Source organism: Pseudomonas syringae group sp. 243L2, assembly GCF_032587875.1.
GTDB lineage: Bacteria > Pseudomonadota > Gammaproteobacteria > Pseudomonadales > Pseudomonadaceae > Aquipseudomonas > Aquipseudomonas amygdali.
This window is the reverse complement of record NZ_JAWHPL010000021.1, coordinates 594829-609909: the sequence shown is the minus strand read 5'-3', so window position 1 is coordinate 609909 and position 15081 is coordinate 594829. Positions and strand designations below refer to the sequence as shown.

Here is a 15081-nt window from a genome sequence, read left to right as displayed (position 1 = left end):
GTTTCTTGCCAAGGGCTGCACGTCGATGCGTCGTACTCTCGTTTCACTTTGCGTCATTCAAGCGATCTCTCAAGCCGCCTGGGCTGACCAGATTACTGCCGGGCAACCTTCCGTAGAGTTGCAGAATATCGACATCCAGGGCGCTGCCAATGCCGAAACGGCGCAAGGGCCGGTCGAAGGCTATCGGGCCACACGCTCCGCCAGCGCCACGCGCACCGATACCTCGCTGCATGAAACGCCACAGTCCGTCAGCGTTGTGACCCGCGACGCGGTAGAAGACATCGGTTCCACACGATTGCAGGACGCTCTGGACTACGCGGGTGGCGTCGGGCGGGCCAACAACTTCGGCGGTCAAGGGCTGACTACATTCACGGTGCGCGGTTTTACCACCGGCGAGTTCTATCGCAACGGCTTCCCGATCAATCGCGGCTATCCGAACATGCCGGATGCCAACACCATCGAGCGCCTTGAAGTGTTGCGCGGTCCGGCCACTACGCTGTACGGCCGGGGCGATCCGGGCGGCACCTTCAACGTGGTCTCCAAGCAGCCGCTGGCCGAGCGCAAGGTCACGCTGGGCAGCCAGCTCAATGATCAGGGCATGAAGCGCGGCACGCTGGACGCGTCCGGTCCGCTCGATGACGAAGGGCGTTTCGCCTATCGCCTCAACGTCGTGGGCGAAGGCGGCGATACCTTTCGTGATCACGTCGAGACCGAACGCTATGGCGTGGCTCCGGTTTTGAGCTGGGAGGTCAATGACGCCACGCGCATTACCTTCGAAGGCGACTTCATGCGCAACAATGCACCGCTGGATCGTGGCCTGACGCGTTATGCCAACCAGACGAGTACCGCCTCGCGCGATACGTTCTTCGGCGAGAAGAGCGTGGGCAAGCTGCATAACGACAACAACATGGCTCAGTTGCGCTTCGAACATGACCTCAATGCCGACTGGAAGCTGGGTGGCGGCGTCCAGCTTCTCGACGGTTCCCTGCAAGGCAATGCCATCGAGGCCAACGGCCTGGCGGCAGATGGTCGCACCCTCGGGCGCAACTTCAACTATCGCAAGCTGGAATGGACAGATCGCGATGTGCAGTTGAACCTGACCGGGCACTTTTCCGTCGGTGGTTTCGACCACACGCTGCTGACCGGGGTCGAGTATGAGGATTATGACTACAAGTCGATCATCCAGCGTTCCAGCGGCGCCGTCGGTGCCTACCCGATAGACATCTTCAACCCTGTCTATGGTCAGGCCCGGCCAGCACTTACCCGGACCACGACCCACGACAAGGAAAACCTCAAGACCTGGGCTGCCTTTGTGCAGGATCAGGTGGCGCTGACCGAGCGTCTGAAGCTATTGGGCGGCGTGCGTCTGGAGCGTTTTGAACATGACTACGATTCCTTCCTGCCCGGCACCAGCAGTTGGACCGCCAGCGATAATGCCGTCACACCGCGTGTGGGCCTGAGCTACGACCTGACCGACACCATCGCTGTCTACGCCAATACCGCACGTTCATTCAAACCCAACAGCGGCGCGAGCCGGCTGGGTGGCGGCTTCAAGCCGGAAGAGGGCAAGTCTTACGAAATCGGCACCAAGTGGGAAGCGCTGGAAGGCCAGTTGAGTGTTGATGCGGCGATCTACCAGATCGAGAAGCGTAACGTGCTGACCACCGACCCGGTTGATTCCACATTCAGTGTAGCGGCAGGCGAAGTGCGCAGCCGTGGCCTGGATCTCAACGTGGTCGGCAACCTGACGCCCGAGTGGCGGATGATGGGCAGCTACGCTTACGTCGACGCCGAAGTGACCAAGGACAACACCCTGCGCTCCGGCACACGGTTGATGAACATCCCTGAGCAGACCTTCAGCCTGCTCAACGTCTACGAGTTTCAGGAGGGGACCTTGCGCGGCCTGGGTCTGGGCGGCGGCGGTCGTTATGTCGACCAGCGCGCCGGGCGCACCGCCAATGTCGCCTTTTCGATGGACAGCTACACCGTGTTCGACCTGCTGGCGTACTACAAGGTCAACCAGCACGTGAAGCTCAACCTGGACCTGAAGAACGTCTTCGATACCGAGTATGAGGAAGGTGCGTTTGGCAACGTCTATGCGTATCCGGGGGCGCCGCGGACGGTGCAGGTGGGGATTGCTTATACGTTGTGATGGTGCAAGTACCTGAGATGCAAAGCCTGACCCTTTGAGGGTCAGGTTCAGCAGCGTGTGTCATGGATACCGGACCCTGATCACGCGCCGTATTGAATCATAAGAACTGATCTGACTTTGAAAAGCCGGCACGGCGGCGAAGTTTGCCATCCTGGAACTGGTCCTTGCCAGGTAGAATGTCCGCTCCGGCTGCTTTGAGAGCGGTCATATTATCCTGCAAGGCTTTGGTGGCTTCGTCCTTTTGCTGGAACGTGTTTCCTACCAGAAATTTGGCGTTACCCACTTCGCCAATCTGGAATTTATAACCAGCCTCTCGCAGTGCCTTGATCTGTTTTCCGAGCCGGGAAGAGGCTTCGCTTTCCCTGGCGTACACATGAAAACTGCCAATCAGGGCAGGGTTGCCTTCGCCATTGGCGGCCTTTAATTGATCGGCAAACTTGACCAGGCCGCTTTGCGGGCCAGCAGTCAGGCCACCTCCCCAGTTGCTGTCCTCGACAACAATAGTTCCTTTATAGCCGGAATTGCGCGCGGCTTTAATTAATGTGGTCTGCATGTCAGCCCAGTCCTGACTGGCGCTTTTGCCGCCCTGATTGAAAGTGTCCAGTACGAAACTGGTACGACTGCCAAACTTTTTGACCACATTACTGATGTCGGCCGAGGCCTGCTTCAACTTTTCTCCGGTCAGCACGTTTCCGCCACCCTGGTTCGCATTGTCGCGAAAGGTGAACTGAACTTTCACACCCTGTTTGTCTCCTTCGCTAAGCAATGCCCTGAGCTTATCCATCTGCCTGGCGTCCTTGATCTGATCATGCGTCATCTGGAAGCGTAAGGTCCCGCCTCCAATCGTTTTCAGGTCCTGAATCATCTTCGTGGCAGCAGCAGGTGTGGCGATGTCATCAGGATTGGCGTTGGCTCCCCCGCGCGCGACGGTCTGGGCAGCTTTGGCTGCCTCTGAAGAAGCGGCCTTTTCTGCTTCCTTGGCTTTTTTTTCTGCGTCCGAAAGGGCCGTGCTGTCCTTCACCGCGGCCACTTCGCTTCCAACAGCCTTTGTATCGTTCTGGCTGACAAGCGCTTTTTGACTGGCAAGCAATGCCCTATCCGACGGGGATGCTTCGCTCTCCAGTGACCGAGCATTTCGACTGAGCATGGTTCTCGTGTAGACCGGAAAAGCTTCCGGTGCCTCGGCGGAGCGGCTGTCAGAGGCGGTGTAGGTGTCGAGCTTCGCCTGCGTATCCGGATTCGCTTCAGTAGCGCCAGCGCCCACAGCACGCGTGGTTCTACCGGCCATTACAGGCTTTTCCCTGGCGGCCATGAGGGGGTCATATGACCTGTCTGAGCGAATATTCATCGAATGTCTCTGTAGGCTCCGTGCGACAAGTGGCTGCGCCCTGCGAAACAGGAGAATAAGTCGCCAGACCAGCTATAACTTAGTGGATTGCAGTATTCATATAACGGGGAGGGAAACTTAAGATGACGCTTTTATTAACGTTTTTCTTTTTCTGTTCTTCCTTGGAATATGGCGTCCTGGCGTAATCCTGTTTTGAGCGTTATCTGTTAGCGGAGCAGGGTCGCATAAACAGGGTTTTTAGAGCAACAAAAAGTCTGAGTGACTGAGTCGACAGATTACCGTTTTGACGGCGTACAAGGTGTCAGCCAAGCAGCCGAATCGGCGAGCCCGCATGCCAGGCCTGAATGTCTTCGATCATCTGCCCATAAAAGGTCCGGTAATTGTTTTCGGTGACGTATCCGATATGCGGTGTTGCCAACACGTTGTCCAGCGTGCGGAACGGGTGATTGGCCGGCAGCGGTTCGATGTCGAACACGTCGAGTGCGGCGCCTGCGATGTTGCGCTGTTGCAGTGTTTCAAGCAGCGCAGTCTGCTCGATGATCGGGCCGCGTGACGAGTTGATCAGGTAGGCGCTCGGTTTCATCCAGCCCAGTGCCTCCGCGTCCACCAGGCCACGGCTGCGGTCGCTGAGTACCAGGTGTACCGAGAGCACATCAGCCTGTTCGAACAGTTGCTGTTTGCTGACGTACGTGACGCCCGATTCGGCAGCGGCTTCGGGTGTCAGATTCTGGCTCCAGGCAATGACCTGCATGCCGAACGCCTGACCGTAGCGGGCAATCCATTTGCCGATACTGCCCAGCCCGAGAATGCCCAGGGTCTTGCCGTGCAGGTCGCTGCCCAGCCCGACCTGCCAGTTGCCCGCGCGCAAAGAGCTGGCCTCGGCCATCAGATTGCGGGTGATGCCCATGATCAGCGCCCAGGTCAGTTCCGGTGCCGCGTGTTTATAGCTTTCTGTTCCGCACACCACAATGCCGTGCCGCTTGGCCGCAGGGATATCAATCGCCGCATTGCGCATGCCGCCTGTGACCAGCAATTTGAGCGCAGACAGTTGGCTGAGCAGTGCCTCATCGAACAGGGTTCGCTCGCGCATCAGGCAAATGATGTCGAAGCCTTGCAGGCGTTGCACCATGGTTGCGGTGTCGGCCGGGAAGTCGTGCAGAAAGCTGATGTCGCCCACGGAGTCGAGCACCGACCAGTCCACCACATCGCTGGCTATGTTTTGCCAATCATCGAGCACTGCGATTTTCAACGGGGTCATTGTCTGAAGGCCTCTTGACGGGTTTGTATGAAACCGAGCACTAATTGAACAGGCTGGCAGCGATATTAATCGAAAAGCCCAGAATCGCGGTGTTGAACACAAAGCAGATCAACGACTGACCAAGCACAACCTTGCGCATTTCGCGGGTCGCGACGCCGACATCGGAGGTCTGTACCGCAACGCTGAGGGTGAACGAAAAGTACAGAAAGTCCCAGTAGTCAGGGTGCTTTTCTCCGCCGACAAACGCCAGCGCGGGCTCCTTGCCTTTCCAGGTATAGAACATGCGTGCGTAATGCAGGCTGAAGATCACCCCGATCATCAGCCAGGAGCCGATGACGGTAAGACCGGTAAAGGCGTGATGGAGCATTTTGGCGTCGCTGGACAGGCCCTTGCTGCTCGCGACTTCGAAGATGATCGCCGCCAGACTCGCCAGTGCCGCCACGCAGACCGTTACCAGAATGACGCCCGCGTTTTCGTCTTCCATCATCGCGACTCGGCGGACATCGTCGGCGTTGCTGCGCAGTGTGCGAACGAAAATAAGGATCAGATACAGCCATACCCCTGTGTCCCAGCCGGTCAGCAGGCTCTGCGTGAGTGTTGCGTGGGGGATCAGCCAGGCCCAGGCAATGCCGGCGGTGAGGCCAACCAGAGCTGCGAGCGTCAGGCGAGGGCGGGTGCGGGCAAGATGGCGCATGCGGTCTAGTCGTTACAGGAGATTACGAGACAGTAGCATGCCCATTTTGCATGCCAAGCCGGATTTGAAAAAAACGGCGCGCAAGGGGGTTGCGCGCCGTGTGCCAGCCAGATTGTCAGCAGGCGGCGAGTGGTTTTTTAAGCTGGCTCAACGCACCAGGCAAGGCTGCTTGTTGTTGAATTTCCAGTCCGGGATCAGAAACTGCATGGCCACTGCGTCATTGCGTGCGCCCAGGCCCATGCCTTTGTAGAGTTCGTGAGCCTTGGCCAGTTGGTCCATGTCCAGCTCGACGCCCAGCCCCGCCTGCTTGGGCACATCGACCTTGCCGCCGATAATCTGCAACGGGGCCTTGGTCAGGCGCTGGCCGTCCTGCCAGATCCAGTGGGTATCAATCGCCGTGATGTTGCCCGGCGCCGCAGCGGCAACGTGGGTGAACATCGCCAGAGAAATATCGAAATGGTTGTTGGAATGCGAGCCCCAGGTCAGACCCCACTCGTTGCACATCTGCGCCACACGTACCGAGCCCTGCATGGTCCAGAAGTGCGGATCAGCCAGTGGAATGTCCACCGATTGCAATTGAATGGCATGGCCCATTTCCCGCCAGTCGGTGGCGATCATGTTGGTGGCAGTCTTCAGCCCGGTAGCGCGCCGGAACTCGGCCATGACTTCGCGACCGGAATAACCGTTTTCCGCGCCGCACGGGTCTTCGGCATACGCCAGCACGTGATGCTGATCGCGGCACAGGCGGATGGCTTCCTTGAGCGACCAGGCTCCGTTGGGGTCAAGGGTAATACGCGCATCGGGAAAACGCTCAGCCAGCGCCGTGACAGCTTCGATCTCTGCGTCACCGCTCAGTACGCCGCCCTTGAGCTTGAAGTCCTGAAAGCCGTAACGCTGGTGCGCAGCTTCAGCCAGACGGACCACCGCCTGCGGAGTCAGCGCTTCTTCATGACGAATGCGGAACCAGTCATTATCGGCGTCGGGCTCGCTGCGGTAGGCCAGGTCGGTTTTGCGCTGGTCGCCGACATAAAACAGGTAGCCGAGCATCTCGACCTGATCACGTTGCTGACCTTCGCCCAGCAATGCAGCAACCGGTACGTCCAGGTGCTGACCAAGCAGGTCGAGCAGGGCGGCTTCCAGCGCGGTGACAGCGTGAATGGCAATGCGCAGGTCGAAGGTCTGCAGGCCGCGGCCGCCCGAATCGCGATCGGCGAAGGCTTTGCGTGCCTCATTGAGGATCTTCTGGTAAGTGCCGATGCTGCTGCCGACCACCAGCGAGCGTGCGTCTTCCAGCGTCTGGCGGATCAACTCGCCACCCGGCACTTCGCCGACGCCGACATGCCCGGCATTGTCCTTGAGTATCACGATATTGCGGGTGAAGTAAGGGCCATGCGCGCCGCTGAGGTTGAGCAGCATGTCGTCATGGCCAGCCACTGGCACTACTTGCATCTCGGTAATGACAGGGGCCTTGCTGGTGATGTTGGCTTGTTGAATGTTCATAGCTGATCCCGTAAAAAAATATGGCCTGTAATGGCGTCGCTTCGAACCTGCATCAATGCGTGGCCGGGGTATGGATGGCGGCTACCGGCGTCGCGCCTGGCTTGGGCGTATTGCGCGCAGCGAAGACGATGATTGCGGCAATGATCGATGTGACCGTCAGGCCATACAGCCCGCCCTGGATGGAGCCGGTGTGCTCTTCCAGCAAGCCGAAAGTGGTCGGCGCCACGAAGCCACCCAGGTTGCCCACCGAGTTGATCAACGCAATGACCGCTGCGGCGATACGTGCATCCAGATACGCTTGCGGGATGGGCCAGAACAGCGACGAAGCCGACTTGAAACCCAGTGCTGCAAAGCAGATGGCAACGAAGGCGAAGATCGGGCTGCCAGTGGTGGACATGAACATCCCGGCAGCGGCAATCAGCAGCGCAATCGCTACCCACGCCTGCTGGCGCTTCCACTTGGCGGACAGCGTGGCGAAAGCGTACATGCCGATAATCGACAGCAGCCATGGAATGGAGTTGAACATGCCGACTTCAAAGTCAGTCAGGCTGCCCATTTTGCGGATGATGCTCGGTAGCCAGAAGGTCGCTGCGTAGATGGTCAACTGAATGAAGAAGTAGATCAGGCAGAACAGAATGATCTGGCTGTCCTTGAGCAACTTGCCGATGGAAGCTTTGACTGGCGTCGCCGCTTCGCGGGCAGCCTGTTCGGCATCGATGGCGCTGACCAACGCGTCCTGTTCTTCGCGGGTCAGCCATTTGGCGTCGTGCGGTTTGGAGTCCAGCCAGAACCAGACGAAGAAGCACAGGCCCACCGAGAACATGCCTTCGATGAAATACATCCACTGCCAGCCTTTCATTCCGAAACCGGTGATCTGCAACAGCAGGCCTGACAGTGGTCCGGAAATCAGCGAAGCGATGGCCGAGCCGCTGAGGAAAATGGCAATTGCCTTGCCGCGCTCAACCCCGGGCAACCAGCGGGTGAAGTAGTAGATCACGCCTGGAAAGAAGCCTGCCTCGGCCACGCCCAGCAGAAAGCGCAGGATGTAGAAGTGGGTTTCGTTCTGGATGAAGGCCATGCAGGCAGCAACGATGCCCCAGGTGAGCATGATCCGCGTCAACCAGATACGTGCGCCGACTTTCTGCAGCAGAATGTTGGAAGGGACTTCGAAGAGGGCATAACCGATGAAGAACAGTCCGGCACCCAGGCCATAGGCTGCAGCACCGATACCCAGGTCATGCTCCATGTGCGAACGCACAAAGCCGATGTTCACCCGGTCGATGTAGTTGACGATAAACATGATGACGAAAAGCGGCAGGACGTGACGTTTGACCTTCGATACGGCTGAACTCAGAACCGAATCAGTGCCGTCGGCCATCCTGGAATTGGATGTGCTCACAGTTGAATCTCCCACTCGTTGTTTTTATGCGGGTATGTGCGAAGTGTGTCCTTCGCATTGTCGGTCATCATACAAGTAAAAAAGGCTTGTGCAATCCCCTGATGCTGATGATTTGGACGATTGGGAAAGTTTTTCTGGATGCAGGTACGTGCGCAGGGCGCGTCAGTATGACGATGTTAATTTAATATTTTTACCCATTGATTGCTGGGTATTAGCCTTTTTAATGAGTCGGGTATGACCTATTCACGAGCCGTTTCTTTCAAGCTGTGCTGTTGAAAAAACGCTTCGAGGTAAATCAAGAGCTTTGACAGTGACAGATAGCTTGTAATACAAGTAAGACAACCGCGCAGGCCGATTCCACCGGCCTTTTTGCGCACTCAACCTAACATTCGCGCTGTTATGACCGTGATACGGCAGCCCGACCAGACAAGTCAGGATTCATTCGCCATGCAAGAGCCTGTCAGCGCAGCGCCCAAACGTCGTCAGCACAGCCTGGCCACCGATCTGGTCACCGAACTGAGCCAGCGTATTTTGCTGGGCAAAATCGCACCCGGTCAGAAGCTGCCTTCCGAAAACCAGATCGTTCGTGAGCACGGCGTCAGTCGCACTGTCGTGCGCGAGGCCATTTCCAAGTTGCAGGCGTCAGGGCTGGTGGTGACCCACCACGGTATCGGTACGTTTGTGCTGGAGCGCAGTGACCAGACCGGCCTGCGTCTGAAGGTTGAAACCGTTTCACGGGTGCGCGATATCATCGAACTGCGTATTGGCCTGGAAACCCAGGCCGTCGCGCTGGCCGCTGTGCGCCGCACCGATGAGCAACTGGCGGCCATGCGTCAGGCACTGGACGATTATCAGGACCTGCTGGCCAATGACGACAGCTGTGTGGAGGCCGATAAACGCTTTCACATGCTCATCGCCGAAGCCACCGGCAACCCGTATTTCATGGAAATCATGCAGCACCTGGGCAGCGCGATCATTCCGCGTAGCCGCATTGCGTCAAGCGAGCGGGCGGGCAATAACCTCGCGCATCAAGGCTATCTGGCCAACCTTGAACACGAAGCACTGCTCAGCGCTATTCGCCGCAAGGACCCGGATGCAGCGCGTGCGGCGATGTGGACGCACCTGAGCAACAGCCGTGAGCGACTGGTGCCGCTGGAGTAAGAGCCTTTGAGTTTTACTGTGTTGCATTCAGCACGCCGAGCATCACTTGGGTTTGCCACTCGAAATACGGGTTGAAGGTCAGGCGTGCGTGGATCTTGCCCGGTTCGGTATAGCCCCAGTCCGAATACCACACCGGCTCGCCCGCCATGCATTTCGCGGTGTCCGGTGTGCTCTGGCCGTTCCAGCAGATGCGCTGGCTACCGGATACGCCATAAAGCGGGTTATCCGCTGAAAAAAGCAGGCCCATGTGGGAAAAGCGGCTGATGCGGTATTCCGGCAGGTAGTCCTTGCGCACCTCGACGCGCGGCGTATTGGCAGCGCGGGCGGGCAGGTCGCCGTACCAGATCAGGCGACTGGCGGGGTTACTGAAGCGCTGGCTGAAATTGTCCAGCACGTAATCAGTGTCGAGTACCGAGTCGTGCTCGGCGATGGCGATGAACACCGGCTTGTCATAGCGACGTTGATGCAGGCGGTCCTGAGCCAGCGCGCTGCTGCGATAGAACTGGGCGAAACCGTTGGTGGGCATGTTCATGTAACGAACCGGCGTCTGCATCGGGCGCAGGCCGTCGTTGGGGGCGGCAAGCCACGGCCTGGCCCAGCCGATCCACGGGGTCAGCCAGGCATAGCCGCTGTTGGAACGAAATGCCGGCGAGAACAACACCAGCCCGGCAATTTCTTCGTGGTCATAGGCGTAATCGAGCACCAGATTGGCCCCGGTTGAAAAGCCCCCCAGATAGACTTTCGGCACCTCGCGGCTCAGCTGTTGCGTTTGCTCTCGCACCACCTGCTGCCACTGCTCCAGACGCACATCAAGCATGTCTTCGGGCCTGGTGCCATGCCCCGGCAGCAGCACAGTCCTGACCAGATAGCCCTGAGCGGCGAGTTTCTGTGCCACATCATTGAAGGACCACGCTGAGTCACCCAGCCCGTGCACCAGCAGAACGCCGCCTTTAGGCGTTCCAGTCGGGGTCCATTGGCGCGGCGCGTTCCAGCCCAGTTCGGCCTCATGGTCGGCGGTCTGGAAGTTGCGTTGCTTGCGGATCAGTTCAATGGTTTGCTGACGGTAGTCTTCAAAACGCTGCGTCGGTGCTTCGCTTTCCGCCATTGAGGTGCAGGCTTGCAGGGTCAATAGCGAGAGCAGGCTGGCGAGTCGGGATTTGATCAAAAGGGGCCTGTGCACGTGTGTGTGGAAGTTCAAAAGGTCGACGCGGGCACTCTGCCATGTACGTCGCGCCGGTGACCACTTTCAGGCACACTCGGGCGTTCTATAACTTCAACAACATGTATCCATATGCCTAACCATTGCAAGCCTTGCCACGCGTCTGGAGCTTTTCATGTTCGCCCTTGATCGGGCGCTGGCCCAGGACATCGTCGACCGGGCCATGGCCATTCTGCCCTACAACGTCAATGTCATGGACTACCTGGGCATCATCATCGGCAGTGGCGACCCCGAGCGCTTGTGTACCCGTCATGAGGGCGCGCAGCGGGTGCTGGCCAACCGGCAGGTGGTGGAAATTGATTCGCAGGCGGCTTTGCAGCTCGGTGGCGTCAAGCCGGGGGTCAATCTGCCGCTGATGCTTGACCATCAATTGGTCGGCGTGCTCGGCATCACCGGCGAGCCGGACGAGGTCCGGGTGTACGGCGAGCTGGTGAAGATGACCGCCGAGATGCTTATGGAACATCGTCGTCAGCAGGCTGACCTGCAATGGCGGGCACAGCGCAGCGAAGACCTGCTGGCTCGCCTGCTGCTGCCGGATTGCCCCGATAGCCTGGTGGATGAAGCCCGCCAGCTTGGTTTGCAGCCGCATGTGGCGCGTCAGGTGGTATTGATCCAGTTTGACCAGCAAGGGCAGGTTGCCAGCCAGGTGGCAACCTGGCTTGGCACGCGTTACGCCGACAGTTGGTGCGTGCTGCGCGAGCCCACCTTGTTGTACTGGTGCCGTGCGACGGGCAAGGAACGTGACGATGCGCTGCTGCTCAAGCAGTTCGATGAGCACCGCTGGCCGGTGCTGCGCATGGCCACCGTGGCTCAGTCTGCTGATCTGCCTGCCTTGCGTCATGCCTGTGCGGCGGCGCGGGATCTGCTCGATTACGCCAGTCAGGCTCTGCCGGGGCAACGCTTGCTGCGTCTTGAGGCGTACCGTTTGCCGGTGCTGTTCTGGCGCTACCGCCACGACTGGCTGGCTGAAGACGTCGCCGAGCCGATTGGCCGTTTGCATAACCACGTACAACTGCTTGACACCCTGTGCAAATGGTTCGAGTACAGCGGCGAAAGCCAGGCCTGCGCCGAAGCCCTGGGCATCCATCGCAACAGCCTGCGTTACCGGCTGGAGAAGATCGGCGAGCTGACCGGCTGCGATCCTTACAAGACCGATGACCTGCTGCGTCTGTATCTGGGCGCGCAGATGATCACTCGTCACGACTGAACACGGTTTTTGTTCAAATGCCCGATAACGGTTGCCGATCGTTGTGCGAAGGGCTGGCGGCAAACCTGGTGGCGGATGAGAGCATGCGAGCATCGGATATGGAGAACAACAATGAAAATAGTCATCGCCCCCGACTCGTTCAAGGACAGCCTCAGTGCACAGGCCGTTGCCGACGCCATCGCCAGTGGTCTGGCCGAGGTCTGGCCGCATGCCCAACTGATCAAATGCCCGATGGCAGATGGCGGGGAGGGCACCATCGAAGCGCTGCTGGCAGCCTGCAATGGTGAACTGATGAGCGCCCGGGTCAGCGGACCGCTGGGCGATCCGGTCCAGGCTCATTGGGGCTGGCTGGCCGAGAGCAGAACGGCAATCATCGAAATGGCCATGGCCAGCGGCTTGCAATTACTGACGCTGGCACAGCGCGACGCCTGTGTGACCAGCACAGCAGGTACGGGCCAGTTGATCTCGGCGGCACTGGATGCGGGTGCCCGTCGCGTGATTCTGGCCATCGGTGGCAGCGCAACCAACGACGGCGGCAGCGGCATGCTCTCGGCATTGGGCGCACGCTTTCTCGATGTCGACGATCAGCCCTTGCCATCGGGCGGTCTCGCGCTTGCCGATCTGGCCCGTATCGACCTGAGCGGCTTTGATCCGCGCTTGTCTGACGTGTGCGTCGAGATTGCCGCCGACGTCGATAATCCTCTGTGTGGACCGAATGGCGCCTCGCATATCTTCGGCCCGCAAAAAGGCGCATCGCCCGAGCAGGTTGTGGCGCTGGATGCCGCACTTGGGTGTTTCGCCGACCATTCGGCGCGGATCCTCGGTCTGGACCAGCGCAACAGCCCTGGCAGCGGCGCGGCAGGCGGAATGGGCTTTGCTGCCAAGGCGTATCTGAATGCCTCGTTTCGCGCAGGCGTTGAGGTGGTTGCCGAGCTGACCGGGCTGGAGCAGGCGTTGACCGGGGCCGACCTGGTCATCACCGGCGAAGGCCGTTTTGATGCGCAGACCTTGCGCGGCAAGACGCCGCTTGGCGTCGCGCGCGTCGCGAAGCGCCAGCAAGTGCCAGTGATCGTGCTGGCTGGAACGCTGGGCGAAGGCTACGAGCAGCTTTACCCGCACGGCATTGGCGCAGCCTTCGCGCTGGCCAGCGGGCCGATGAGCCTTGAACAGGCCTGTCGCGATGCCAGTCGCCTGCTGCACGACCGCGCGCGTGACCTGGCGCGGCTCTGGCAAATGGCGGCAGGACGCTGAAGGCTGCCCTTCGGGCAGCGCCTTGCACAGGCTCGGTCCAGTTGGCCGATCGGCCTTTTGAGTAAAAAACCTGATTATCACCAGCAATCCTAAAGAATTGTCGGACAAGGGCGATATGCTCTCGGTTGTCTGACAACTTGGCGTCAGATACTGCCCTCCAAATACAAAAGAGCACTGGTCATGAATCTACGCACACTCACAATCGCTCGTCGTGCCGGTCTGGGTTTTACCCTGATTTCCCTGTTGGTGGCTTTACTTGGATGGTTCGCGCTGGCACAGATGTCGACCATTCGCCAGAGCGAAGTGGCAGTGGAGACCAATTGGCTGCCCAGCATGCGAGTGGTCAACGATATCCGGGAAATCATGCTGCGTATCCGGACCATCTCCTTGCGCATGGCACTGGACACCGACCCTGCGAGCATTCCGACCTATCGCGGGCAACTGGACGTACGTCTGGGTGATCTGGACAAGAAGCTGGGCATTCTCAAGACGTTCGTCGACACCCCTGAAGAGAAGACCCTGACTGACCAGTTCATGGTCACCATGGGTCAATACCGCAGCGCGCTGGATCGCTCTTTTGTTCTCGCCGGGCAGGGCGACAGCACCGGTCTGAACAAGCTGCTGCTGGTCGATATGAAACAGATCGTCGACGGTTCCGGTAAACAGCTCAATGATCTGGCTGATTTCTATGTCACCAAAGTCGATGCCGAAGGCAAGTCGGCTGAAGCCCAATATGACAAATCACGTGACATCGTCATTGTCTTTGTCGTTCTCGCTGCATTGTGCACCATCGGTCTGGCGCTCTGGCTGACCCGCAGTATCGTGGGGCCGTTGCAACGTGCCGTGACTGCTGCCGAGCAGGTTGCCAACGGCGACCTGACCCATACCATCGAGGTCGACGGCGAAGACGAAGTCACCCGACTGTTGCGTGCCTTGGCAATGATGCAGGTCAATCTGCGTGAAGCCATGCGCCACATCGGCAGCTCGGCTACCCAGCTGGCGTCGGCGGCCACTGAACTCAACTCGGTCACCGAGGACAGCTATCGCGGATTGAACCAGCAGAATGCAGAGATCGATCAGGCCGCCACGGCGATCAATGAAATGACCTCGGCAGTAGAGGAAGTTGCGCGTAACGCCGTGTCCACGTCGGACGCCTCCACCCAGTCCAGTACCTCGGCACTGGCAGGCCAGACGCGGGTGATCGAGACGGTGCAGTCGATCCAGACACTGACCGACAACGTGCAGGCCACCTCGACACTGGTGCAGAACCTTGCCAATCAGTCTCAGGATATCGGCAAGGTGCTGGACGTGATCCGCTCGATTGCCGAACAGACCAACCTGCTGGCGCTCAACGCGGCCATCGAGGCGGCGCGCGCGGGCGAGTCGGGCCGCGGTTTCGCGGTAGTGGCGGATGAAGTCCGTGCGTTGGCGCATCGCACCCAGCAGTCGACGCTGGAAATCGACTCGATGGTCAATGCCATGCGCAGCGGTTCTGCGCAGGCGCTCGACTCGATGAACACCAGCCGCGACCGGGCCGATTCGACGTTGGCGCTGGCCAAGGGCGCGGGCGAGTCGTTGAGTGAGATCACATCGTCGATCAATCAGATTTCCGAGCGTAATCTGGTGATTGCCAGCGCTGCGGAAGAACAGGCGCAAGTGTCGCGTGAAGTCGACCGCAACATCGTCAACATTCGCGATCTGTCCATGCAGTCGACTCAGGGGGCCAACCAGATCAGTGCGTCGAGTCATGAATTGTCGCGTCTTGCTGCTGACCTGAATCAGGTGGTCTCACGCTTCAAGGTGTAAAACCCTACATTGATACAGGTTGTGTCCGCTTGCCGACGATCGACCGGGCGCGCATTATGCCCTCGGTCGAAATGACCTCCGGTACA

At 59.1% G+C, this 15081-nt stretch carries 11 protein-coding genes and 1 pseudogene; 6 read left to right on the top strand and 6 right to left on the bottom strand.

Annotation, left to right across the window (positions count from 1 at the left end):
- Window positions 1-25 precede the first annotated feature (25 nt).
- Window positions 26-2152, top strand: coding sequence for a TonB-dependent receptor (locus RYB66_RS15675; protein WP_316885473.1), 2127 nt, complete (start codon window positions 26-28; stop codon window positions 2150-2152).
- Between the two features lie 97 nt (window positions 2153-2249).
- Here the strand turns inward: RYB66_RS15675 and RYB66_RS15670 are convergent, their stop codons facing one another.
- The 5 genes from RYB66_RS15670 to RYB66_RS15650 all read right to left on the bottom strand — a co-directional run bounded on the left by RYB66_RS15670 (window position 2250) and on the right by RYB66_RS15650 (window position 8330).
- Window positions 2250-3500, bottom strand: a complete 1251-nt coding sequence (locus RYB66_RS15670) for a cellulase family glycosylhydrolase (RefSeq protein WP_039847471.1) — start codon at window positions 3498-3500, stop codon at window positions 2250-2252.
- A 301-nt stretch (window positions 3501-3801) separates the two neighbouring features.
- On the bottom strand, window positions 3802-4758 hold the full coding sequence (locus RYB66_RS15665; protein ID WP_316894829.1) for a D-2-hydroxyacid dehydrogenase family protein: 957 nt from the start codon (window positions 4756-4758) through the stop codon (window positions 3802-3804).
- A 40-nt stretch (window positions 4759-4798) separates the two neighbouring features.
- Window positions 4799-5452 carry a DUF1345 domain-containing protein gene (locus RYB66_RS15660; protein WP_004665647.1) on the bottom strand — a complete coding sequence of 218 codons (654 nt, stop codon included), beginning with the start codon at window positions 5450-5452 and terminating at the stop codon, window positions 4799-4801.
- A gap of 147 nt (window positions 5453-5599) precedes the next feature.
- The gene (gudD, locus tag RYB66_RS15655; RefSeq protein ID WP_044345239.1) at window positions 5600-6952 is read right to left on the bottom strand and encodes a glucarate dehydratase; all 1353 of its coding nucleotides are present in this window, start codon (window positions 6950-6952) and stop codon (window positions 5600-5602) included.
- Window positions 6953-7004: 52 nt separating this feature from the next.
- Window positions 7005-8330 carry an MFS transporter gene (locus RYB66_RS15650; protein ID WP_005745896.1) on the bottom strand — a complete coding sequence of 442 codons (1326 nt, stop codon included), beginning with the start codon at window positions 8328-8330 and terminating at the stop codon, window positions 7005-7007.
- 468 nt (window positions 8331-8798) lie between these two features.
- Between RYB66_RS15650 and RYB66_RS15645 the strand changes: the two genes are divergently transcribed.
- The gene (locus tag RYB66_RS15645) at window positions 8799-9512 is read left to right on the top strand and encodes a FadR/GntR family transcriptional regulator (RefSeq protein ID WP_002553932.1); all 714 of its coding nucleotides are present in this window, start codon (window positions 8799-8801) and stop codon (window positions 9510-9512) included.
- Window positions 9513-9525: 13 nt separating this feature from the next.
- Here the strand turns inward: RYB66_RS15645 and RYB66_RS15640 are convergent, their stop codons facing one another.
- A complete protein-coding gene (locus tag RYB66_RS15640) occupies window positions 9526-10617 on the bottom strand; it encodes an alpha/beta hydrolase (RefSeq protein WP_316895000.1) in 1092 nt (363 codons plus the stop codon).
- 229 nt (window positions 10618-10846) lie between these two features.
- Here RYB66_RS15640 and RYB66_RS15635 point away from each other — a divergent pair, with 229 nt between their 5' ends.
- From RYB66_RS15635 to RYB66_RS26655, 4 genes and pseudogenes are all read left to right on the top strand, one after another.
- The gene (locus RYB66_RS15635; RefSeq protein ID WP_057405167.1) at window positions 10847-11938 is read left to right on the top strand and encodes a sugar diacid recognition domain-containing protein; all 1092 of its coding nucleotides are present in this window, start codon (window positions 10847-10849) and stop codon (window positions 11936-11938) included.
- Window positions 11939-12049: 111 nt separating this feature from the next.
- Window positions 12050-13189 (top strand): glycerate kinase, encoded by a 1140-nt coding sequence (locus tag RYB66_RS15630; protein ID WP_316894827.1) that lies wholly within the window; start codon window positions 12050-12052, stop codon window positions 13187-13189.
- A gap of 180 nt (window positions 13190-13369) precedes the next feature.
- Window positions 13370-14140, top strand: a pseudogene (locus tag RYB66_RS26660) (MCP four helix bundle domain-containing protein); the annotation flags it as partial.
- Window positions 14129-14995, top strand: coding sequence for a methyl-accepting chemotaxis protein (locus tag RYB66_RS26655; RefSeq protein ID WP_371321916.1), 867 nt, complete (start codon window positions 14129-14131; stop codon window positions 14993-14995). The pseudogene RYB66_RS26660 and the gene RYB66_RS26655, both read left to right, overlap by 12 nt.
- Window positions 14996-15081 lie beyond the last annotated feature (86 nt).

Bases quoted from the DNA above. Each gene is read 5' to 3' on its own strand.
- RYB66_RS15645 (WP_002553932.1), top strand. From the start codon at position 8,799: ATGCAAGAGCCTGTCAGCGCAGCGCCCAAACGTCGTCAGCACAGCCTG.
- RYB66_RS15670 (WP_039847471.1), bottom strand. From the start codon at position 3,500: ATGAATATTCGCTCAGACAGGTCATATGACCCCCTCATGGCCGCCAGG.
- gudD (WP_044345239.1), bottom strand. From the start codon at position 6,952: ATGAACATTCAACAAGCCAACATCACCAGCAAGGCCCCTGTCATTACC.
- RYB66_RS15665 (WP_316894829.1), bottom strand. From the start codon at position 4,758: ATGACCCCGTTGAAAATCGCAGTGCTCGATGATTGGCAAAACATAGCC.
- RYB66_RS15660 (WP_004665647.1), bottom strand. From the start codon at position 5,452: ATGCGCCATCTTGCCCGCACCCGCCCTCGCCTGACGCTCGCAGCTCTG.
- RYB66_RS15630 (WP_316894827.1), top strand. From the start codon at position 12,050: ATGAAAATAGTCATCGCCCCCGACTCGTTCAAGGACAGCCTCAGTGCA.
- RYB66_RS15640 (WP_316895000.1), bottom strand. From the start codon at position 10,617: ATGGCGGAAAGCGAAGCACCGACGCAGCGTTTTGAAGACTACCGTCAG.
- RYB66_RS15635 (WP_057405167.1), top strand. From the start codon at position 10,847: ATGTTCGCCCTTGATCGGGCGCTGGCCCAGGACATCGTCGACCGGGCC.
- RYB66_RS15675 (WP_316885473.1), top strand. From the start codon at position 26: ATGCGTCGTACTCTCGTTTCACTTTGCGTCATTCAAGCGATCTCTCAA.
- RYB66_RS26655 (WP_371321916.1), top strand. From the start codon at position 14,129: ATGATGCAGGTCAATCTGCGTGAAGCCATGCGCCACATCGGCAGCTCG.
- RYB66_RS15650 (WP_005745896.1), bottom strand. From the start codon at position 8,330: ATGGCCGACGGCACTGATTCGGTTCTGAGTTCAGCCGTATCGAAGGTC.